Here is a 19,648-nt window from a genome sequence, read left to right on the forward strand (position 1 = left end):
CGGGCACGCCGAAGGGGCGGGCCCGTGCGGGCACGCCCCTTCGGGGGTGTCGCGATCAGCCCTTGCGGCTGTAGTTGGGAGCCTCGACCGTCATCTGGATGTCGTGCGGGTGGCTCTCCTTGAGGCCCGCCGAGGTGATCCGGACGAAGCGGCCCCGGTCCTGGAGCTCGGGGACCGTGCGACCGCCGACGTAGAACATCGACTGGCGCAGGCCGCCGACGAGCTGGTGCACGACCGCGGCGAGCGGGCCGCGGTACGGGACCTGGCCCTCGATGCCCTCGGGGATCAGCTTGTCGTCGCCGCCCACGTTCTCCTGGAAGTAGCGGTCCTTGGAGAAGGAGCGCTGATCGCCGCGGGACTGCATGGCGCCCAGCGAGCCCATGCCGCGGTACGACTTGAACTGCTTGCCGTTGATGAAGAGGAGCTCGCCCGGGGACTCCTCGCAGCCCGCGAGCAGCGAGCCGAGCATCACCGTGTCGGCGCCCGCGACCAGGGCCTTCGCGATGTCGCCGGAGTACTGCAGGCCGCCGTCGCCGATGACCGGGACGCCCGCGGCCTTGGCGGCGAGCGAGGCCTCGTAGATCGCGGTGACCTGCGGGACGCCGATGCCGGCGACGACGCGGGTGGTGCAGATCGAGCCGGGGCCGACGCCGACCTTGATGCCGTCGACGCCCGAGTCGATCAGCGCCTGCGCGCCGTCGCGGGTGGCGACGTTGCCGCCGATGACGTCGACGGACGAGTTCGACTTGATCTTCGCGACCATGTCGCCGACCAGACGGGAGTGACCGTGGGCGGTGTCGACGACGATGAAGTCGGCGCCCGCCTCGATCAGGGCCTGCGCGCGCTCGTAGGCGTCACCGGCGACACCGACCGCGGCGCCGACGAGCAGCCGGCCGTCCTTGTCCTTCGCGGCGTTCGGGTACTTCTCGGCCTTGACGAAGTCCTTGACCGTGATGAGGCCCTTGAGGATGCCCGCCTCGTCGACCAGCGGAAGCTTCTCGATCTTGTGGCGGCGCAGCAGCTCCATGGCGTCCACGCCGGAGATGCCGACCTTGCCCGTGACCAGCGGCATCGGGGTCATGACCTCGCGCACCTGGCGGCTGCGGTCCGACTCGAAGGCCATGTCGCGGTTGGTGACGATGCCCAGCAGCCTGCCCGCCGGGTCGGTGACCGGGACGCCGGAGATGCGGAACTTCGCGCAGAGCTCGTCGGCCTCGCGCAGGGTCGCGTCCGGGTGCACCGTGATGGGGTCGGTGACCATGCCGGACTCGGAGCGCTTCACCAGGTCGACCTGGTTGGCCTGGTCGGCGATGGAGAGGTTGCGGTGCAGGACTCCGACGCCGCCCTGGCGGGCCATCGCGATGGCCATCCGGGACTCGGTGACCTTGTCCATGGCCGCGGACAGCAGCGGAACGTTCACTCGCACGTTGCGCGAGATGAGGGAAGAGGTGTCGATCGCATCGGGCGACATGTCCGACGCGCCCGGCAGCAGCAGCACGTCGTCGTAGGTCAGTCCGAGCGTGGCGAATTTGTCGGGCACTCCGTCGGCGGTCATGACACCTTCCCAAATGGTCTTGCTCAGCGCGGATGTCCATGCTAACGGGATCCCGCCGCGTCTCATTCCACGATGAAGATCGACGGCCATTTTCGTATGTTGCTACGAGTTTCGCAGCGGGATTTACTGCTCCGCGAGCGCGCGGAGCCGGCTGAGCGCCCGGTGCTGGGCCACCCGCACCGCACCCGGGGACATTCCGAGCATCTGCCCGGTCTCCTCCGCGGTCAGCCCGACGGCCACGCGCAGCACGAGCAGCTCGCGCTGGTTCTCCGGCAGGTTCGCCAGGAGCTTCTTGGCCCAGGCGGCGTCACTGCTCAGCAGCGCCCGCTCCTCCGGCCCCAGCGAGTCGTCGGGGCGCTCCGGCATCTCGTCGGACGGGACGGCCGTGCTGCCCGGGTGCCGCATGGCGGCCCGCTGCAGGTCGGCGACCTTGTGCGCGGCGATGGCGAAGACGAACGCCTCGAAGGGCCGCCCGGTGTCCCGGTAGCGCGGCAGGGCCATCAGGACGGCGACGCAAACCTCCTGCGCCAGGTCCTCGACGAAGTGGCGGGCGTCGCCCGGGAGCCGGGAGAGCCGGGTGCGGCAGTAGCGGATCGCGAGGGGGTGCACGAAGGCGAGCAGGTCGTGCGTGGCCTGTTCGTCGCCCTCGACCGCCCGGCGTACGAGCGCGCTGACGGCCCCGGCGCTTCCGCCCTTGGCGGCGCCGGTGGGGCCAGTGGCCGCGGGTGACCCCGGGGCCTCGTCTTCACGCATCAATCCATGGTGCCTTGGCGCCGGCGGATCCGTGGCACCGCGGCCCGTTTCGTGCGTCGAAGCGTTATGAGCGGGTGCGCCTGAACTCATGCTTGCGCCCTCCCCTCCCCGCTCGGCCGAATGGTCCCCGAGGACGGGGACCCCACATTTCCAAGAATGCGGCACACCCTCAAGGATGCGGCATCGCGCACGAAGCGACACGTCCCCCGGATTGTGCCCCGCCAACCCCCGGGTGCGCACCGGGTACGGCGGGGCTCACCATCGCCGGGCCGGGTCAGCGCACGAGACCCCAGCGGAAACCGAGCGCGACCGCGTGCGCACGGTCCGAGGCGCCGAGCTTCTTGAAGAGGCGGCGGGCGTGCGTCTTGACCGTGTCCTCGGAGAGGAAGAGCTCGCGCCCGATCTCCGCGTTGGACCGGCCGTGGCTCATGCCCTCCAGCACCTGGATCTCGCGCGCGGTGAGCGTGGGCGCGGCGCCCATCTCGGCCGAGCGGAGCCGGCGCGGGGCCAGTCGCCAGGTCGGGTCGGCGAGCGCCTGGGTGACCGTGGCCCGCAGTTCGGCGCGCGAGGCGTCCTTGTGCAGGTAGCCGCGGGCGCCGGCGGCGACCGCGAGGGCCACGCCGTCCAGGTCCTCGGCGACCGTCAGCATGATGATGCGGGCCCCGGGGTCGGCAGAGAGCAGACGGCGGACCGTCTCCACACCGCCGAGCCCGGGCATCCGTACATCCATCAGAATCAGGTCGGAGCGGTCGGCACCCCAGCGGCGGAGGACTTCCTCGCCGTTGGCGGCCGTCGTCACACGCTCGACGCCGGGCACGGTGGCAACCGCGCGACGGAGCGCCTCTCGGGCAAGCGGGGAGTCGTCGCAGACGAGGACGGAAGTCATGACCGCCCTCCGCAGCTGCTGATGCGCGTCACCTTGAGCCTCCAGGCTGGTACGTATCGTCACCTGTGCGGTCGATGCTCTCGGACACCTGTCCGGGAACTTGTTGGTTCAACCGCCTTCGCACTCTCAACGATGGTCACTCGAAAGAGTTACGGGTCGGACGGACACCTTCGGCACTCTACGTGAGGAACCGATCACGACACGGACGCCACACGCCATCTGTCCTCCATCTGGAGCTATGCCCTATTTGGCGGCTTTCCTTCCGTTTGGCACATGTCTGAGGCTAGATTCCCAATGAGTCATATTTACATCTACTCCGACAGTAGGTGTGGAGACCCTTGGAGACATGGACCGTATCCGCCTCAGTACCGGCACCAAGAGGACTACCAATGGCAGATTTCTCCCGCCTCCCCGGACCGAACGCCGACCTCTGGGACTGGCAGCTGCTCGCCGCCTGCCGCGGGGTCGACAGCTCCCTCTTCTTCCACCCGGAAGGTGAGCGGGGCGCGGCGAGGAGCGCGCGCGAGGCCTCGGCTAAAGAGGTCTGCATGAGATGCCCGGTGCGTTCGGAATGCGCCGCGCACGCACTCGCCGTCCGAGAGCCCTACGGGGTGTGGGGCGGCCTCACCGAGGACGAACGCGAGGAACTGATGGGACGCGCCAGGCACCGCCTGATCCCCGCGTCGAGTGCGATCGCACCGATCACGCCGCACTGACGGCACACGAGACGAAACGCCCGAAGGAACGTTTCACCTCCGATCCCGACCCCCGAATCCCGAATCCCTCCGAACCGCCGCCCGCGCCCGGGCGTGCCGGGACTCCGGCCCGCACGTCACGCGTTCGGCCGTGCGCACGAACCCGTGTGCGTACGGCCGGCGCGTGCGAGCGGCAGGCGCGAACGGTCGGCGCGCGCGTGCATGCGTACGGCGCGCGGACAGGGTCGGCGCGCCCCCTGCGGTCAGCGCGCCGCGGCCCGTTCCAGCTCGGCCAACGTCGCGGCCACGGCCGGCACCCGCGCCAGGTCGGGCAGGGTCAGCGCCACGACCTCCCGCTCCACGGCCGGCTCCACGGCCAGGGTGCTCACGCCCTTGGCCCGTACGGACTCCACCGCGAGCTCCGGCAGCACCGCGACGCCCAGCCCGGCGCCGACCAGGCCGACCACCGCCGGGTAGTCGTCGGTGGCGAAGTCGATGCGCGGGGTGAAGCCCGCGTCCTCGCACACCTCCACCAGATGGCGGCGGCAGCGCGGGCAGCCCGCGATCCAGGGCTCGTCGGCCAGCTCCGCCATGCCCACCCGCTCGGCTCCGGCCAGCCGGTGCCCCTCGGGAACGAGCCCGACGAGCCGGTCGGTCAGCAGCGGCCGCACCACCAGGTCCTCCCACTCGGCGGCCGACCCGGCGGCCCCGCCGTACCGGAACGCCAGCGCCAGGTCGCAGTCGCCCTCGCGCAGCATCTCCACCGAGCGCGGGGGCTCGGCCTCGACCAGGGAGATACGGGTGCCCGGGTGCTCGGCGCGCATCGCCGCGAGCGCGGTCGGCACCAGGGTCGAGCTGCCGCTGGGGAAGGAGACCAGGCGGACCCGACCCGCGCGCAGCCCGGCGATCGCCGCGACCTCCTCCTCGGCCGCCGTCAGCCCGGCCAGGATCCCCGCGGCGTGCCGGACCAGGGCCTCACCGGCCTGGGTCAGCCGCATCTCGCGGCCCGTGCGGATGAGCAGCGGGGTGCCGGCCGACTGCTCCAGCGCTTTCATCTGCTGGGACACGGCCGGCTGGGTGCAGCCCAGTTCGCGGGCGGCGGCGGAGAAGGAACCGGTCCCGGCGACAGCGCGCAGAACCCGGAGATGACGTGCTTCGATCACCCTTTGAGCATAAGCCCCGCTTTGACCGTCACGCGAATATCCCAGTGACGCTTTGGGTCTCGGCGACTAGCGTGTGGGCATGGGCCCCTCTCATCTCATCTCCGTGAACCTCGGCCGCGCGACGGCCGTCGACTACACCGACGCCGAAGGCGGGCTGACGGGCCACGGCAAGCGCCCCGTAACCGGGCCGGTCCGCGTCTTCGCCCCCGGCCCCAGGGCCACGGGCCTCGGCAGCGGCCTGGAGGGTGACGCCGTCTGCGACCGCCGCCACCACGGCGGCGACCACCAGGCCGTGTACGCGTACGCCCGCGAGGACCTGGACTGGTGGGAGGGCGAGCTGGGCCGCGAACTGCCCGGCGGGATCTTCGGCGAGAACCTCACCACCTCCGGCATCGACGTGAGCGGGGCCCTGATCGGCGACCGCTGGCGGGTCGGCCCGGACCTCGTGCTCGAAGTGGCCTCGGCCCGCATCCCGTGCCGGACCTTCCAGGGGGCCCTCGGCGAGCACGCCTGGGTCAAGCGGTTCACCCAGGCGACGCGGCCGGGCGCGTACCTGCGCGTGATCGAGGAGGGTCGCGTCTCCCCCGGCGACCCGGTCGAGATCGTCCACCGCCCCGACCACGACGTGACGGTCTCGCTCTGGTTCCGCGCCTTCACCACCGAGCGGGACCTGATGGCCCGCACCCTGGCGGCCGGCGCCGCGATGGAGCCCGAGGCCCACGAGAGGGTGCGCCTGCACATCGAGAAGTACGGACCGTCCAACGGGGCGCGGTAGCGCCGTCACGCGGGGCCGCTAGGTTGCGCCTATGACGACTGCGTTGATTACGGGATCCACGGCGGGCATCGGCGCCGCCTTCGCCAGGCGGCTCGCCGCCCAGGGTCACAACCTGGTGCTGGTGGCGCGCGACACCAAGCGGCTCGGCGAGCAGGCCACCGAACTCCACGACCGGCACGGCATCGAGGCCGAGGTGCTCGCCGCCGACCTCTCCACGGAGGAGGGCGTCAAGGCCGTCGAGGAGCGGCTCGCCGACCGCAGGCACCCGGTCGACCTGCTGGTCAACAATGCGGGCTTCGGCAACAAGGGCCGCTACCTCGAAGTCTCCATGGCCGACGAACTGACGATGCTGAAGGTGCACGTCGAGGCGGTGCTGCGGCTGACCTCGGCGGCCTGCGAATCGATGCGCTCGCGCGGCCGCGGCGGCGTGATCAACGTGGCCTCGGTCGCCGCCTTCGTGCCGCGCGGCACGTACGGGGCGAGCAAGGCGTGGGTCGTGCAGTTCACCCAGGGCGCGGCGAAGGACCTGGCGGGATCCGGGGTGCGGCTGATGGCGCTGTGCCCGGGATTCGTCCGTACCGAGTTCCACCAGCGGGCCGGCATGGGCACCGACAACATCCCCAACTGGATGTGGCTCGACGCCGACAAGCTGGTGGCCGCGGCCCTGGCCGACCTGGCGCGGGGCAAGACGGTCTCGATCCCGGACCCCCGCTACAAGGCGCTGATGGGCGTGGTGAAACTGACCCCGCGCGGGCTGCTGGGCGGGGTGTCCTCGCGTACGGGACGCAAGTACGGACCCCAGTGACAAACCGGGCCAAATGGGTGAATTCTTCCTAAACTGGATGTGCCCCATCCAGCCCGGGAGAGATCATGACCAGATTCGTACAGATAGTCGATTACGAGACGAAGCAGCCCGAGGCGCTGAACGCCCTCCTCGACAGGTACGTCGCACAGGGCCAGGGGAAGCGCACGCTGACGCACACCATGCTGGGCAAGGACCGCGAGTCCGAGAACCACTATGTCGACGTGGTCCAGTTCCCTTCGTACGAAGACGCCATGAAGAACTCGAACCTCCCGGAGACCGACCGGATGTTCCAGGAGATGGCGGCCCTCTGCGACGGCATGCCGACCTTCACCAACCTCGACGTCATCCGCGACGAGCACCTCAACACCATGCTGGTGAACCGGATGTTCGACGACATCGCGATGAAGGGCGACATGGGCGTCATCGAAGAGATCTTCGCCGAGGACTACACGGACCACGACGTCATGAAGGGCATGGAGCCGGAGATCGGCCGCGAGGCGATCCGCAGGGACGTGACGGGATGGCGCGACGCCTTCGACTTCACGTTCACGAAGAAGGCGCAGCTCGCGCAGGACGACTGCGTCACCACCGTGTGGACGTGGACGGGCACCCAGAAGGCCGACTTCATGGGCGTCGCCAACACCGGCAAGACCTGTTCGATGGACGGCACCACCACGTTCCGCTGCGAGGACGGCATGATCAAGGAGGGCTACTGGCACTACGACGCCATGTCCCTCATGCGGCAGTTGGGAGTGATGGAGTAACACGGAGCGGCCGGGAAACGGGAATCGGGAATCGGAAAGGCCCCCGCCGCACTCGCGTGCGGCGGGGGCCTTCCGGTTCAACCGATCGGGCCATCGGCCGTTCGGTCGATCAGGCGTCGAGCCTCAGTGGCTGTGGCCGTGACCGTGGCCGTGACCGGCCTCGGCCTCTTCCTCCGCCGGCTTCTCGACGACCAGGGTCTCGGTCGTGAGCAGCAGGGAGGCGATGGAAGCGGCGTTCTCCAGCGCGGAGCGGGTGACCTTCACCGGGTCGATGACGCCGGCCTTGACCAGGTCGCCGTACTCGCCGGAAGCGGCGTTGAAGCCCTGGCCCTTGTCGAGCTCGGCGACCTTCGAGGTGATGACGTAACCCTCGAGACCGGCGTTCTCGGCGATCCAGCGCAGCGGCTCGACGGCGGCGCGGCGGACGACCGCGACACCCGTGCCCTCGTCGCCGGACAGGCCCAGGTTGTCCTCCAGCACCTTCACGGCGTGGACGAGCGCGGAGCCACCGCCGGAGACGATGCCCTCCTCGACCGCGGCGCGGGTCGCCGAGATGGCGTCCTCGAGGCGGTGCTTCTTCTCCTTGAGCTCCACCTCGGTGGCGGCGCCGACCTTGATGACGCAGACGCCGCCGGCGAGCTTCGCCAGGCGCTCCTGCAGCTTCTCGCGGTCCCAGTCCGAGTCGGTGGACTCGATCTCGGCCTTGATCTGGTTGACGCGGCCGAGGACCTCGTCGGAGGAGCCGGCACCGTCGACGATGGTGGTGTCGTCCTTGGAGATGGTCACGCGACGGGCGGAGCCCAGCACGTCCAGACCGGCCTGGTCGAGCTTGAGGCCGACCTCCTCGGCGATGACGGTGGCACCGGTGAGGGTGGCCATGTCCTGGAGCATCGCCTTGCGACGGTCACCGAAGCCGGGGGCCTTGACGGCCACGGCGTTGAAGGTGCCACGGATCTTGTTGACGACGAGGGTGGAGAGCGCCTCGCCCTCGACGTCCTCGGCGATGATCAGCAGCGGCTTGGAGCCACCCGCCTGGATGACCTTCTCCAGCAGCGGCAGCAGGTCCTGGATGGACGAGATCTTGCCCTGGTTGATCAGGATGTACGGGTCGTCGAGGACGGCCTCCATACGCTCCTGGTCGGAGACCATGTACGGCGAGAGGTAGCCCTTGTCGAAGGCCATGCCCTCGGTGAACTCCAGCTCCAGGCCGAAGGTGTTGGACTCCTCGACGGTGATGACACCGTCCTTGCCGACCTTGTCCATCGCCTCGGCGATGAGCTCGCCGACCTGCTGGTCCTGCGCGGAGAGCGCGGCCACGGCGGCGATGTCGGACTTGTCCTCGATCGGGCGGGCGGTCGCGAGGAGCTCCTCGGACACGGCCTTGACCGCGGCGTCGATGCCCTTCTTCAGGGCGGCCGGGGAAGCGCCGGCGGCGACGTTGCGCAGACCCTCGCGGACCAGCGCCTGGGCCAGCACGGTGGCGGTGGTGGTGCCGTCACCCGCGATGTCGTTGGTCTTGGTCGCCACCTCCTTCACGAGCTGGGCGCCCAGGTTCTCGTACGGGTCGTCCAGCTCGACCTCGCGAGCGATGGTGACACCGTCGTTGGTGATGGTGGGCGCGCCGAACTTCTTGTCGATGACGACGTTGCGGCCCTTGGGGCCGATCGTCACCTTGACCGTGTCGGCAAGCTTGTTGACGCCGCGCTCGAGGGCGCGACGGGCGTCCTCGTCGAACTTCAGGATCTTCGCCATGGGAGCGGTTCAGCCCTCTCGAAAACTCGGGTTTAACGAACTGCGCCCCTCGCCGCCCGGCAATCAGCGGGGTGACCAGGGGCGCAGCTCAAAGCAGTACTGGAGAAGCGAATTACTTCTCGACGATCGCGAGCACGTCGCGAGCCGAGAGGACGAGGTACTCCTCGCCGCTGTACTTCACTTCGGTGCCGCCGTACTTGCTGTACAGCACGATGTCGCCGACGTTGACGTCCAGCGGGAGACGCTGGCCGTCCTCGAAGCGACCCGGGCCCACGGCGAGGACGACGCCCTCCTGGGGCTTCTCCTTCGCGGTGTCCGGGATGACCAGGCCGGAGGCCGTGGTCTGCTCGGCGTCGAGCGGCTGGACCACGATGCGGTCCTCAAGCGGCTTGATGGCAACCTTGGAGCTGGCGGTCGTCACGATCCGACCTCCCCCTTCGGAGATCCGGGGTTAACTGTCTGAGGTGGCGACCAGGTCGATCCGTCGTCGCGGGTGCCGGACCTGCCTGTCGCTGTGTTGGCACTCACCCGGGGCGAGTGCCAGGTGCGACACTATTCCGGCGATTAGCACTCGGTCAAGCGGAGTGCCAATTCTCGCCGTACGGCGTTGCGCGATCCCGCCTCCCGCGCCACCGAAACGCGGGCGTACGCACGTTCGGGATCACCTCCTGTCGAGCGCCGCGCCCCGGCCGCGTCCGGCCCCGCCGGCGACCGAGCCGGACCCGACCGCCACCGAGCCGGCAGTGCCGCAGTGGCGGGGACAACAGCGAGCGCCCAGGCGGCCGAGGAACCACCGGCAGGACATAAACGTCATAGACGACATGAAGATAAAGCGCCTCATTGCCGATCAGATCGGACCGAAGGCTTCCGCGGCCCCGAAGGACGTCGGCGGCACCACGTGCGCGAGCTGATCGCGTGCTCGGGCTGAAACCCCTGACCTCGGCCGGCGCCCGCCGCCGCACCGAGGCGCTGCTCCTGCTCTTCGTCCTGGCCATCGCGGTCTTCGGCCATGCCGCCGCCGGCCTCGCCATGAACGACGAGCTGCCACCCAACCTGGCGGGCTTCACGGTCAGCCTGACCCTGCTGTCGCTGGTAGGGCACCTGGGCGTACGCCGGTTCGCGGCCTACGCGGATCCGTTGGTCCTCCCCCTCGCCATGCTGTTGACGGCGCTGGGGTTGGTGCTCCTGCACCGCCTCGACCAGAGCTACATCGAGCGCTGGAACGCGGACGCGAACGCGCCCGGGCAGCTGATGTGGACGGTGGTCGGCGTCGCCGCCTGCCTCCTGGTCCTGGCGCTGCTGCGCGACCACCGGCTCCTACAGCGCTTCATCTACATCACGATGGCCGTCTCGCTGGTGCTGCTGATCGCACCGGCGTTCTTCGGCGCGGACACCTACGGCGCCAAGCGCTGGATCAAACTCTTCGGCTTCTCCCTGCAGCCCGGCGAATTCGTGAAGATCATGATCGCGGTGTTCTTCGCCGGCTACCTGGTCGTCCACCGCGACTCGCTGGCCCTGACGGGCCGCAAGTTCCTCGGCGTCCGCCTGCCGCCCATGCGCCAACTCGGCCCGATCATCACGGTGTGGATCGTCTCGATGCTGGTCCTGGTCTTCGAGCGCGACCTCGGCACCTCGCTGATCTTCTTCGGCGTCTTCGTGGTGATGCTCTACGTGGCCACCGAGCGCACGAGCTGGATCGTGTGCGGTCTGCTCATGGCGGCCGTGGGCGCCTTCGTCGTCGGGTCGACCGAACCGCACGTGAAGGCCCGAGTGGCGGCCTGGCTCAACCCGCTGTCCTACTACTGGGAGGTGCCCCCGCCCGGTGTCACCTCGGACCAGTCGGCGCAGGCCCTCTTCAGCTTCGGCACGGGCGGCATCACCGGCACGGGCCTCGGCATGGGCCACCCGGATCTCATAGCGTTCGCCGGCCGCAGCGACTTCATCCTCACCACGGTCGGCGAGGAGCTCGGCCTGGCCGGGGTCATGGCCGTGCTGCTCCTCTACGCGCTCCTCGTACAGCGCGGCCTGCGCATGGCCCTCGGCGCCCGCGACCCGTTCGGCAAACTCCTCGCGGTGGGCCTGGCCTCGGCACTGGCGCTCCAGGTCTTCGTGGTGGCGGGCGGCGTCACCGGCCTGATCCCCCTCACGGGCAAGGCCCTGCCCTTCCTCGCGAAGGGCGGCTCGTCCCTGCTGGCCAACTGGATCATGATCGCCCTCCTCCTCCGCATCAGCGACAGCGCGGAACGCCAACGCGAAGCCGACGCCAGAGGCCCGGTGGAAACCACGATCACGCCGGTGGCGGTGGCGGGCTAGGGGGTACGGGGCCACGCGCGGTCGGGGCCGTCCCCCCTGCGGCCCGCGCCTGCCGGTCGGCGGCTGCCCACCCGGAGGGGCGGGGCCGAGGGGGGAGTCCGGCTCGCGCGTGAGCCCGTACCGCCCCCACCGCCCCCACCGCCCCCACCGCCCCTACAGGTAGTCCTCCAGGCGCCCTATGCGGTAGCCCTGTTCCTGGATGCGCTGGAGCATGCGGGTCGTCATCTGGATCTCCGTCGAGCCCTTGAGCTCGGAGGGGCCGCGGAAGTGGGCCAGGATGATGTCGCCCGGTTTGAGGGCGGAGCCCTCGGCGTACTGGAAGTTGTTGATCTGCATCGAGACCTTCCACAGCACCATGGACGAGACTCCGCACTCCGAGGCGGCCCGGAGGGTGTCGTCGTTGTAGTTGCCGAAGGGCGGTCGGAAGAGCGGTGGGCGCTTGCCGAAGCGCTTCTCCAGGCGCTCCTGCTGGCCGCATATCTCGCGCTTCTGCGCCTCGTAGGAGAGGGTCCGCAGATTGGGGTGGCTCAGGGTGTGGTTGTTTATCGTGCTGCCGGAGCCGTTGTCGCGGAGCTTTTCGAAGTGGCCGTAGTCCGACGCGGCCACGTTGTCCGTCAGGAACATGCTGATCGGCAGCTTGAGATCGGCGGCCATCTTGAGGAACTCGGGGTCCTTCTCGGCGCCGTCGTCGAAGGTCAGGAAGACGATCTTGTCGTTGGCCGGGACGGGTATTCGGTCTACGACCGGGACCTTGCCGGGGGCCGCCTTCGGTATCTGGGGCTTCTGCGCGGGCTTCTGCGCGTACTGGAGGGGTGCGGTCAGGCCCCACTTCTTGTACGCGTCGTCCGAGGCGCCGGTGCCGCCGGAGGCGCTCGGGGACGAAGGGGCGGCCGAGCCGGCGGTCCCCGTCTCCTTCGCCCCCGGCTTCTCCTCCGCCGTCTTGCGGCCGAGCCGCTCGATGGGGTCCACGCTGTCCCCGCACCCCGCAAGGGACAGCGCGAGCGCGCCGGCCGCCAGCGTCCCGGCTACGAACCGGCGCGCGTGCTTCACAGATAATCCTCCAGCCGTGCCACGGCATATCCCTTGTCCGTGACGGTCTTCATGACATGACGGATCATGTCAGGCATCGTGCCCTTCCAGTCCTCCTTACCGCGGAAGTGCGTGAGGATGATGTCGCCGGGGTGCAGATCGCGGTCCCACTCCCGGTAGTCCATCCGGTTCGTGAACGCCTCGGCGTTCCACAGCGGGACGGCCTTGACGCCGCAGGACTTCGCGGCCTTCAGCGTGTCCTGGTTGTAGTTTCCGTACGGCGGCCGGAAGAGGGTCGGGCGCTTGCCGAACTCCTTCTGGATGGTGTCCTGCTGACCGCAGATCTCCTCGCGCTGCTTCTCGTACGAGAGCGCGGGCATGTAGCGGTGGTTGAGCGTGTGGTTGTTCAGCGTGACGCCCGCGGCCTGCATCTGCTTGAAATACGGGTAGTTGTCGCGCACGAGGTAGTCGCTGAGGAAGGCCGTGTACGGGATCTTCAGCTCCTGCATCATCTTCAGGAACTCGGGGTCCTTCTCCGCGCCGTCGTCGATGGTCAGGAAGACGACCTTGTCCTCCGTCGGGACGGTGGTGAAGACCGGCGGCAGGTTCTCCTGGTCCTCCACCTCGAAGCCGTCGCGGGTGGTGATCTCGGGCTTCGTCTTCGGCGCCGCCGGGGCGGCGAGCGGCGTTTTGGCCAGGTGCCACTTCTTCGCCGCGGCGACGCGTGCCTGCTGGGCCGCCTTGAGCTGTTCCGCCTGCGAGACGATCGCGCCGGCCGCGCCTTCGGCGCCCTTGGCGGTCTTCTTGGTCTTCTCGGCCTTTTCCGCCCCGCCGGAGCCGGTGGAGCCGCACGCCGTCCCGAGGGCGGCGACGAGCAGGGCGGCCAGTGCCACCCCGAACCGGCCGTGCGGGATCGCCGCACGCCGGTGACCGTGTTGCGCCTTATCTTCCTTTTGTCCGACTAGCTGCATAGCTGCGCATCCTGGCACCTGCGGAGCAGCCTCCCCGGAAGACACCGCGACGGGCCGGCCACCTTCCATCGAGTGGCCCATACCGGTGGCCCGTACCGGCCGTCGCCGACAATGGAGGCGTGACCCCCGAAGACTTCGCCGCCCTCCTCACCCCCGAGGGCCGTGCCCTCCTCGACTCGCTCCGCGACTACGACCCTGCCCAGGAGCTGGCCGTGGCCACCCGGCTGCGCCGCGAGCACCCCGCCGGGCTGGTATCGGCAGCCCTCGGGCAGGCCCGGCTGCGGCAGCGCGCGGTGGCGAAGTTCGGCGCGGAGGACGCCTTCCGGATGTACTTCACCTCCGGCGGCGGCGAGATGGCCACCCGCGCCTCCGTGGCCGCGTACCGCGCGCGGCGGCTGGCGGACCTCGGCGTGCGCAGCGTCGCCGACCTGTGCTGCGGCATCGGCGGGGACGCGCTCGCGCTGGCGCGGCTCGGGATCCGCGTGCTCGCCGTCGACCGCGACCCGCTGACCTGCGCCGTCGCCCTGGCCAACGCCGAGGCGCTGGGGTTGGCGGACCTGATCGAGGTCCGGGAGGCCGATGTGACGGAGGTGGACACGGCCGGCTTCGACGCCGTGTTCATCGATCCCGCCCGACGCGGCGGACGCGGGCGGGTCTTCGACCCGGAGTCCTACTCGCCGCCGCTGTCCTGGGCCGTCGCCGCCGCCCGTACGGCCGAGTACGCGGCCATCAAGATCGCCCCCGGGATCCCGCACGAGGCCGTGCCCGAGGAGGCCGAGGCCGAGTGGATCTCCGACCAGGGGGACGTGAAGGAGGCCGTGCTCTGGTTCGGCACCGCACCCGGCACGGTCCGCGCCACCCTGCTGCCGGGGCCGCGCGAGCTGCACACCGCCGATCCGCTGCCGGATCCGGAGGCGGGGCCGGTGGGCCGCTGGCTGTACGAGCCCGACGGCGCCGTGATCCGCGCCCACCTCGTCGCGGAGGTCGCCGAGCAGCTGGGCGGCCGGCTCATCGACCCGACCATCGCGTACGTGACCGCCGACGAGCTGCGCGCGACGCCGTACGCGACGGCGTACGAGATCACCGACGTGCTGCCGTTCGGCCTGAAGAAGCTGAAGGCGCTGCTGCGCGAGCGCGGGGTCGGCGTCCTGACCGTGAAGAAGCGCGGCTCGGCGATCGAGCCCGAGGAACTGCGCAAGAAGGTCAAGCCGCAGGGGCCGAATTCGGCGACGGTGTTCCTGACGCGGGTGGCGGGCGCTCCGTCGATGCTGATCGGTGCACCGGCCGTACCGCCCGCCGTACCGCCTGCGGCGAAGCCCGCGCGCTGACCCGGGTCGGCCGACTGCCGCGCGCCCGGCGCCACGTGCCCGGGGGCCGTGCGGCCCCTCGCGGTGCGGCCCGCGTGGTGCGCGGCCTCAGGCCGTGCCCGTCCCGCCGCCCGCCCCGTGAGCCGCCGGGGCGGTGTCGGACCCTTGTCCTAGCCTCGGCTGTGAGGGACCCCCACCTCGTTCCGTCGCACCGCCCCGGGAAGGCAGCCACCATGGCCTCGGCTCCGCAGAAGATCACCACGTTCCTGATGTTCGAGGGCAGGGCCGAGGAGGCGATGACCTTCTACGCCTCGCTGTTCGACGACGCCGAGGTCGTCGACATCGTCCGCTACGACGCCGACGGGCCGGGCGAGGCGGGCACGGTGAAGGTCGCCACGTTCGCGCTCGCCGGGCAGCGGTTCAAGTGCATCGACAGCCACGTCAAACACGGCTTCGGTTTCACGCCGGCGATGTCGCTCTTCGTGGAGTGCGAGAGCGCGGCCGAGCTCGACCGGCTCTACGCGGCCCTCGCCGAGCAGGGCTCGGAGCTGATGCCGGTGGGCTCGTACGGTTTCAGCGCCCGGTTCGGGTGGGTCAACGACCGCTTCGGCGTCTCGTGGCAGCTCAACCTCGCGTCCTGAGGACCTGGCGCCGGGGCCGGAAGGTGCGCACCGCCCAGCGGTAGTGGACGATCGCCTTGGCGAGGCCCAACAGGCCCGTGATCCACATGATCTGGCCCGTGCCCATGAGGTAGGCGATCTCGCCGGTGGTCGTGCGGCTCGGGCCGGCCGTCGAGATCGCGGCGCCGAAGGCCGCCCACAGCCCGAACCCGCCCACCGCCAACGAGGCCAGCAGCCAGACCAGGCTCTGCCCGGGCGCCCGGAGCCTGGCGTCCGCGGCCGGATCGTGGTCCGACTCCACCCAGGCGTACAGCAGTTGCCGCACCTTCCGATCCTGCCGGACGCCCCGGACGAGCCAGAACACGGCGGGGATCAGCACGCCCACGCCGAGCACGCCGTAGATGAGGCCGTGGGCGTACTCGAACAGGTCGTGGCGTTCCAGGGCCATCCAGGCCATGCAGACGAAGGTCCAGCCGAGCACGAAGACGGCCGCGACGGCCCACAACAGCAGCAACCGCCCTATGCTCAGATTGCGCCGGCTCAGGTCGTTCAGGAACCGTGCGCGGTCGGCCCGCAGGACGGCGTCGTCCAGCCAGGGGCGCAGGTGTGCGGGCGGCGGCAGGGGTGGCAGGGCGCTGCGGGGCATGAACATGACCATATCCGCAGTGCCCGCGAACCCCTACGGCGTGGTCTCGACGGACTCGAAGCGCCAGCGGTGGACCGCACGCGTGATCAAGTCGGCGGCGGGTTCCGGGAGTTCCGGCAGTTGGGCCGCCACTCCCTCGGGCGTCTCCCACCAGGTGATGACGAGCACCCGGTCCTGCGGGGCCCGGAACACCTCGCGGCGCACCGGCTCCCGGGCGAGGACCTGGGCGCGCGCCCACTCCAGCAGTTCGTTGCCCCGGCCGTCGGCGGCCCGGGCCTCCCACATCAGGGCGACGGTGCTCACGAGTACAGGTTGTCCTTGCTCAGCTCGTGCACGTGGTCGTGGTCGTGCCCGTGCGAGTGGGAGTGGGAGTCGGAGTCGCCGTGCGCGTGCCCGACCCCCGGCACGTGCGGGTCCGTCACCGGGAGGGAGGAGTCCGCCGACAGGTCCCAGTCCGAGGCGGCCCGGTTCCGCTTGACCATCTCCGCGCCCAGCGCGGCGACCATCGCGCCGTTGTCCGTGCACAGCTTCGGCCGCGGCACCCGCAGGATGATCCCCGCGGCGTCGCACCGCTCCTGCGCGAGCGAGCGCAGTCGGGAGTTGGCCGCCACGCCGCCGCCGATCATCAGGTGGTCGACGCCCTCGTCCTTGCACGCCCGGATCGCCTTGCGCGTCAGCACGTCGACCACGGCCTCCTGGAAGGACGCCGCGACGTCGCGCACCGGGACCTCCTCGCCCGCGTTCCGCTTCGCCTCGATCCAGCGGGCGACGGCCGTCTTCAGTCCGGAGAAGGAGAAGTCGTACGCCGCGTCGCGCGGCCCGGTCAGACCGCGCGGGAAGTTGATCGCCTTCGGGTCGCCCTCCTTCGCGAGCCGGTCGATGACCGGGCCGCCGGGGAAGCCCAGCTGCAGCACGCGCGCGATCTTGTCGAAGGCCTCGCCGGCGGCGTCGTCGATGGTCGCGCCGAGCGGCCGGACGTCGGAGGTGATGTCGGGGGCCAGCAGCAGCGAGGAGTGCCCGCCGGATACCAGCAGGGCCATGGTCGGCTCCGGCAGCGGCCCGTGTTCCAGCTGGTCCACGCAGATGTGCGAGGCGAGGTGGTTCACCCCGTAGAGCGGCTTGCCGAGTGCGTACGCGTACGCCTTGGCCGCCGAGACGCCGACCAGCAGCGCGCCGGCGAGGCCCGGGCCGGCCGTGACGGCGATGCCGTCGAGGTCGCGGGCGCTGACGCCGGCTTCCTTCAGGGCGCGCTCGATGGTGGGGACCATCGCCTCCAGGTGGGCGCGGGAGGCCACCTCGGGCACGACGCCGCCGAAGCGGGCGTGCTCGTCGACGCTCGACGCGATGGCGTCCGCGAGCAGGGTGGTGCCGCGGACGACGCCGACGCCGGTCTCGTCGCAGGAAGTCTCGATGCCGAGGACGAGCGGTTCGTCAGCCATTGCTCTCACTGCTCTCAGTTCGTGCTTGTGCGGGGTCGGTCAGTCGCATGACGACCGCGTCGATGTTGCCGGGCTGGTAGTAGCCGCGCCGGAAGCCGATCGGCTCGAAGCCGAAGCGCTCGTAGAGCTTCTGGGCGCGGGTGTTGTCGACCCGTACCTCCAGCAGCACCTCGGCGCACTCGAAGGCGGTGGCGGCGCGCAGCAGCTCGGTGAGGAGCCGCGCGCCGAGCCCGGTCCCCCACTGGTCGCGGGCGACGGCGATGGTCTGTACGTCGGCCAGGTCACCGGCCGCGGCCAGTCCCGCGTATCCGACGAGCCGGCCGGATGAGGGCTCTTCCGCGACGACGTAGCGGCGCGTGGACCGCGGGCCGCGGGCGTGGGCGAGCTCGGACCAGAACATCCCGGCGGACCAGGCGTCGTCGGGGAACAGCTCGTGCTCCAGGTCGAGCACGGGCGCGATGTCCCACCAGCGCATCTCGCGCAGCGTGTGGGAGGCCGCCGGGGTCACTGGGGTCACTGCGGGGTGACCACCTTGTAGTTCTTCGGCACCTGGGCGTCGGGCCGGCGCAGGTAGAGCGGAGTCGGGGGCAGGAACTCCTGCCCGGCCGCCAGCCGTTCCACGGCCAGCGAGGCCAGCGCGGCGGCCGACTGGTGCTCGGGTTCCCGCGCGCCGGTGAAGACGTCCGGGTACAGGAGCGCGCCCTGGCCCACCGCGGGCAGCCCGGCGACCTGGTCGGCGATGTCGGCCGGGCGGTCGACCGCGGGCTCGGCGACGCGCGTGCGCGGGTCCTCGTAGCGCGCCCAGTACACCTCCTTGCGCCGCGCGTCGGTGGCGACGACGAAGGGGCCTTCGATCCCCGCGGCCCCGGCGGCGTACGCGAGCCCGTCGAGGGTGCACAGGCCGTGCACGGGCACGCCCAGCACGGTCGCGAAGGTGGAGGCGGTGACGAGGCCGACGCGCAGGCCCGTGTAAGGACCCGGGCCGACGCCGACGACGATGCCGGTGACGGCTTCGAGCTTGACCCCTGCCTCGGCGAGGACCTTGTCCACGGAGGGCAGCAGCAGCTCCCCGTGTCGGCGGGCGTCGACCTGGTTCGACTCGGCGAGGACGGACTCGCCGTCGTGCAGGGCGACGGTGACGGCGGGCGTGGCGGTATCTACAGCGAGCAAGAGCACGCGAACAGCCTACGACTCCCGCGGCCCCGGCCCTTGCGGCCGGTCGAACGGCGGCCCTGCTGCTACCTTTCGACGCAGGTGTCGGTCCGGTGTTCGGTGCAGTCGACCGGTCCGGATGACGGGTCGGATCGGAGAGGTGGAGCAAGGTGGCACGCAGCAGCTCGGGAATCGTGGCCGGGCTCACCGCCGCGGCGATCGCCGCAGTCGGGTTCCTCGGCTACCAGGCCTCGGCGACGGCCCCCGCGCATCCTCCGAAGGCGGCCGCGCAGCAGCCTTCGCCCGCCCCGAGCCCGGCGGCCGCGAAGCAGGACCCGGCGAAGCCGGTCGCCGTTCCCGAGGGTTCCGGGACCGGTACGCGCGTCGTGTACTCGGTGAGCCAGAAGCGGGTGTGGCTGGTCGGACCGGTCGGGCAGGAGACGAAGTCGTTCGCGGTGATGCCGAGCACGGTGCACCCGAAGGCGGGCAGTTACACGGTCGGTTCGCGCTCGGGCACGGTGACCGGTTCGGACGGGGTGCCGATCGAGCACGTCGTGCGGTTCGCGACCACGGAGGGCGTGGCGGTCGGCTTCAGCGCCCGCGTGGACGGCGCGACGCCGGAGCCCGATCCGGGCAAGAAGACCGGAGGCATCCGCATGGCGCGCGCCGACGGCGACGCGATGTGGGGCTTCGCGACGATCGGCTCGAAGGTCGTCGTCATGCCGTGACGGGCCCACCCGCAGGTTCACCCGTACGTGTGACTCAGGCCGCTTCGGACTCCGGAGCGGCCTGTTCTCGTACGTCGTCCTCCGGCTCGTCCCCGCCCGGTGCGCCGGCCCGCGCGGGCGGCGTCGAGACGGCGGTGGCGGCCACTCCCGCGGCGAGCAGTGCCCGCATGGACACGGCGGACCCCGAGGCGGACGCGGACGCGGAGGGGCGGGGGTCACGGGGCTCGCGCGGTGCTCCTGCTGGTGCCGACATGGCTGCTGCCTCCTGGGCCCGGGGACGCCGAACTTAGGCATA

22 protein-coding genes are annotated in these 19,648 nt (G+C 70.7%); 8 read left to right on the forward strand and 14 right to left on the reverse strand.

The genetic code is table 11. The features are described 5' to 3' along the window. Positions 1 to 55 precede the first annotated feature (55 nt). The 3 genes from guaB to ACFYYJ_RS23130 all read right to left on the reverse strand — a co-directional run bounded on the left by guaB (position 56) and on the right by ACFYYJ_RS23130 (position 3,194). Positions 56 to 1,555 carry an IMP dehydrogenase gene (gene guaB, locus ACFYYJ_RS23120; protein WP_385126225.1) on the reverse strand — a complete coding sequence of 500 codons (1,500 nt, stop codon included), beginning with the start codon at positions 1,553 to 1,555 and terminating at the stop codon, positions 56 to 58. A gap of 123 nt (positions 1,556 to 1,678) precedes the next feature. Further along, a complete protein-coding gene (locus tag ACFYYJ_RS23125; protein ID WP_376661600.1) occupies positions 1,679 to 2,308 on the reverse strand; it encodes a sigma-70 family RNA polymerase sigma factor in 630 nt (209 codons plus the stop codon). Positions 2,309 to 2,582: 274 nt separating this feature from the next. Further along, entirely contained in the window at positions 2,583 to 3,194 is a 612-nt protein-coding gene (locus ACFYYJ_RS23130; RefSeq protein ID WP_003948568.1) for a response regulator transcription factor, read from the reverse strand. Positions 3,195 to 3,583: 389 nt separating this feature from the next. Here ACFYYJ_RS23130 and ACFYYJ_RS23135 point away from each other — a divergent pair, with 389 nt between their 5' ends. Further along, positions 3,584 to 3,910 (forward strand): WhiB family transcriptional regulator, encoded by a 327-nt coding sequence (locus tag ACFYYJ_RS23135; RefSeq protein WP_376661599.1) that lies wholly within the window; start codon positions 3,584 to 3,586, stop codon positions 3,908 to 3,910. A 242-nt stretch (positions 3,911 to 4,152) separates the two neighbouring features. On the opposite strand, the gene ACFYYJ_RS23140 is transcribed toward ACFYYJ_RS23135, so the two are convergent. Beyond that, on the reverse strand, positions 4,153 to 5,052 hold the full coding sequence (locus ACFYYJ_RS23140) for a LysR family transcriptional regulator (protein ID WP_385126226.1): 900 nt from the start codon (positions 5,050 to 5,052) through the stop codon (positions 4,153 to 4,155). A gap of 79 nt (positions 5,053 to 5,131) precedes the next feature. Here ACFYYJ_RS23140 and ACFYYJ_RS23145 point away from each other — a divergent pair, with 79 nt between their 5' ends. From ACFYYJ_RS23145 to ACFYYJ_RS23155, 3 genes are all read left to right on the forward strand, one after another. Then, on the forward strand, positions 5,132 to 5,827 hold the full coding sequence (locus ACFYYJ_RS23145) for an MOSC domain-containing protein (RefSeq protein WP_385366206.1): 696 nt from the start codon (positions 5,132 to 5,134) through the stop codon (positions 5,825 to 5,827). Positions 5,828 to 5,858: 31 nt separating this feature from the next. Further along, entirely contained in the window at positions 5,859 to 6,632 is a 774-nt protein-coding gene (locus tag ACFYYJ_RS23150) for an SDR family NAD(P)-dependent oxidoreductase (protein WP_385126229.1), read from the forward strand. Positions 6,633 to 6,697: 65 nt separating this feature from the next. Further along, on the forward strand, positions 6,698 to 7,396 hold the full coding sequence (locus ACFYYJ_RS23155; protein ID WP_389134994.1) for an ester cyclase: 699 nt from the start codon (positions 6,698 to 6,700) through the stop codon (positions 7,394 to 7,396). A 123-nt stretch (positions 7,397 to 7,519) separates the two neighbouring features. Here the strand turns inward: ACFYYJ_RS23155 and groL are convergent, their stop codons facing one another. Together groL and groES are read right to left on the reverse strand one after the other, a co-directional pair. Then, positions 7,520 to 9,148 (reverse strand): chaperonin GroEL, encoded by a 1,629-nt coding sequence (gene groL / locus ACFYYJ_RS23160; protein WP_376661595.1) that lies wholly within the window; start codon positions 9,146 to 9,148, stop codon positions 7,520 to 7,522. Positions 9,149 to 9,260: 112 nt separating this feature from the next. Continuing rightward, positions 9,261 to 9,569, reverse strand: coding sequence for a co-chaperone GroES (gene groES / locus ACFYYJ_RS23165; protein ID WP_007265952.1), 309 nt, complete (start codon positions 9,567 to 9,569; stop codon positions 9,261 to 9,263). Between the two features lie 494 nt (positions 9,570 to 10,063). Between groES and ACFYYJ_RS23170 the strand changes: the two genes are divergently transcribed. Beyond that, positions 10,064 to 11,461, forward strand: coding sequence for an FtsW/RodA/SpoVE family cell cycle protein (locus ACFYYJ_RS23170; RefSeq protein WP_385126233.1), 1,398 nt, complete (start codon positions 10,064 to 10,066; stop codon positions 11,459 to 11,461). A 153-nt stretch (positions 11,462 to 11,614) separates the two neighbouring features. On the opposite strand, the gene ACFYYJ_RS23175 is transcribed toward ACFYYJ_RS23170, so the two are convergent. Together ACFYYJ_RS23175 and ACFYYJ_RS23180 are read right to left on the reverse strand one after the other, a co-directional pair. Then, positions 11,615 to 12,511, reverse strand: a complete 897-nt coding sequence (locus ACFYYJ_RS23175; RefSeq protein ID WP_389134999.1) for a polysaccharide deacetylase family protein — start codon at positions 12,509 to 12,511, stop codon at positions 11,615 to 11,617. Next, complete coding sequence (locus ACFYYJ_RS23180) at positions 12,508 to 13,461, reverse strand: polysaccharide deacetylase family protein (RefSeq protein ID WP_385126235.1); 954 nt, start codon at positions 13,459 to 13,461, stop codon at positions 12,508 to 12,510. Before ACFYYJ_RS23180 ends, ACFYYJ_RS23175 begins: the two co-directional genes overlap by 4 nt. A 119-nt stretch (positions 13,462 to 13,580) precedes the next feature. Here ACFYYJ_RS23180 and ACFYYJ_RS23185 point away from each other — a divergent pair, with 119 nt between their 5' ends. Both ACFYYJ_RS23185 and ACFYYJ_RS23190 read left to right on the forward strand, forming a co-directional pair. Further along, positions 13,581 to 14,789 carry a methyltransferase domain-containing protein gene (locus ACFYYJ_RS23185; RefSeq protein ID WP_385365266.1) on the forward strand — a complete coding sequence of 403 codons (1,209 nt, stop codon included), beginning with the start codon at positions 13,581 to 13,583 and terminating at the stop codon, positions 14,787 to 14,789. Positions 14,790 to 15,001: 212 nt separating this feature from the next. Continuing rightward, positions 15,002 to 15,409, forward strand: coding sequence for a VOC family protein (locus ACFYYJ_RS23190; protein WP_385126239.1), 408 nt, complete (start codon positions 15,002 to 15,004; stop codon positions 15,407 to 15,409). Here ACFYYJ_RS23190 and ACFYYJ_RS23195 read toward each other — a convergent pair. From ACFYYJ_RS23195 to tsaB, 5 genes are read right to left on the reverse strand one after another with little or no spacing between them, the layout of a single operon-like run. Continuing rightward, a complete protein-coding gene (locus ACFYYJ_RS23195; protein ID WP_385126240.1) occupies positions 15,393 to 16,034 on the reverse strand; it encodes a hypothetical protein in 642 nt (213 codons plus the stop codon). The two genes, ACFYYJ_RS23190 and ACFYYJ_RS23195, sit on opposite strands and share 17 nt — an antisense overlap. Positions 16,035 to 16,067: 33 nt before the next feature. Beyond that, positions 16,068 to 16,337, reverse strand: a complete 270-nt coding sequence (locus ACFYYJ_RS23200; RefSeq protein ID WP_384595217.1) for a hypothetical protein — start codon at positions 16,335 to 16,337, stop codon at positions 16,068 to 16,070. Further along, positions 16,334 to 17,473 (reverse strand): tRNA (adenosine(37)-N6)-threonylcarbamoyltransferase complex transferase subunit TsaD, encoded by a 1,140-nt coding sequence (gene tsaD, locus ACFYYJ_RS23205; RefSeq protein ID WP_389135005.1) that lies wholly within the window; start codon positions 17,471 to 17,473, stop codon positions 16,334 to 16,336. The genes ACFYYJ_RS23200 and tsaD overlap by 4 nt, the downstream gene beginning before the upstream one ends. Further along, entirely contained in the window at positions 17,466 to 17,948 is a 483-nt protein-coding gene (rimI, locus tag ACFYYJ_RS23210; RefSeq protein WP_385126297.1) for a ribosomal protein S18-alanine N-acetyltransferase, read from the reverse strand. The genes tsaD and rimI overlap by 8 nt, the downstream gene beginning before the upstream one ends. A 38-nt stretch (positions 17,949 to 17,986) precedes the next feature. Further along, positions 17,987 to 18,649: a tRNA (adenosine(37)-N6)-threonylcarbamoyltransferase complex dimerization subunit type 1 TsaB gene (gene tsaB, locus ACFYYJ_RS23215; protein WP_385126242.1), complete on the reverse strand. Its 663-nt coding sequence runs from the start codon at positions 18,647 to 18,649 to the stop codon at positions 17,987 to 17,989. Between the two features lie 146 nt (positions 18,650 to 18,795). Here tsaB and ACFYYJ_RS23220 point away from each other — a divergent pair, with 146 nt between their 5' ends. After that, on the forward strand, positions 18,796 to 19,353 hold the full coding sequence (locus ACFYYJ_RS23220; protein WP_389135010.1) for a hypothetical protein: 558 nt from the start codon (positions 18,796 to 18,798) through the stop codon (positions 19,351 to 19,353). Positions 19,354 to 19,387: 34 nt separating this feature from the next. Here ACFYYJ_RS23220 and ACFYYJ_RS23225 read toward each other — a convergent pair whose 3' ends face one another. Continuing rightward, positions 19,388 to 19,606, reverse strand: coding sequence for a hypothetical protein (locus ACFYYJ_RS23225; protein WP_385126244.1), 219 nt, complete (start codon positions 19,604 to 19,606; stop codon positions 19,388 to 19,390). Positions 19,607 to 19,648: the final 42 nt, after the last annotated feature.

The sequence above is a fragment of the Streptomyces sp. NPDC002467 genome, assembly GCF_042889825.1.
Lineage (GTDB): Bacteria > Actinomycetota > Actinomycetes > Streptomycetales > Streptomycetaceae > Streptomyces.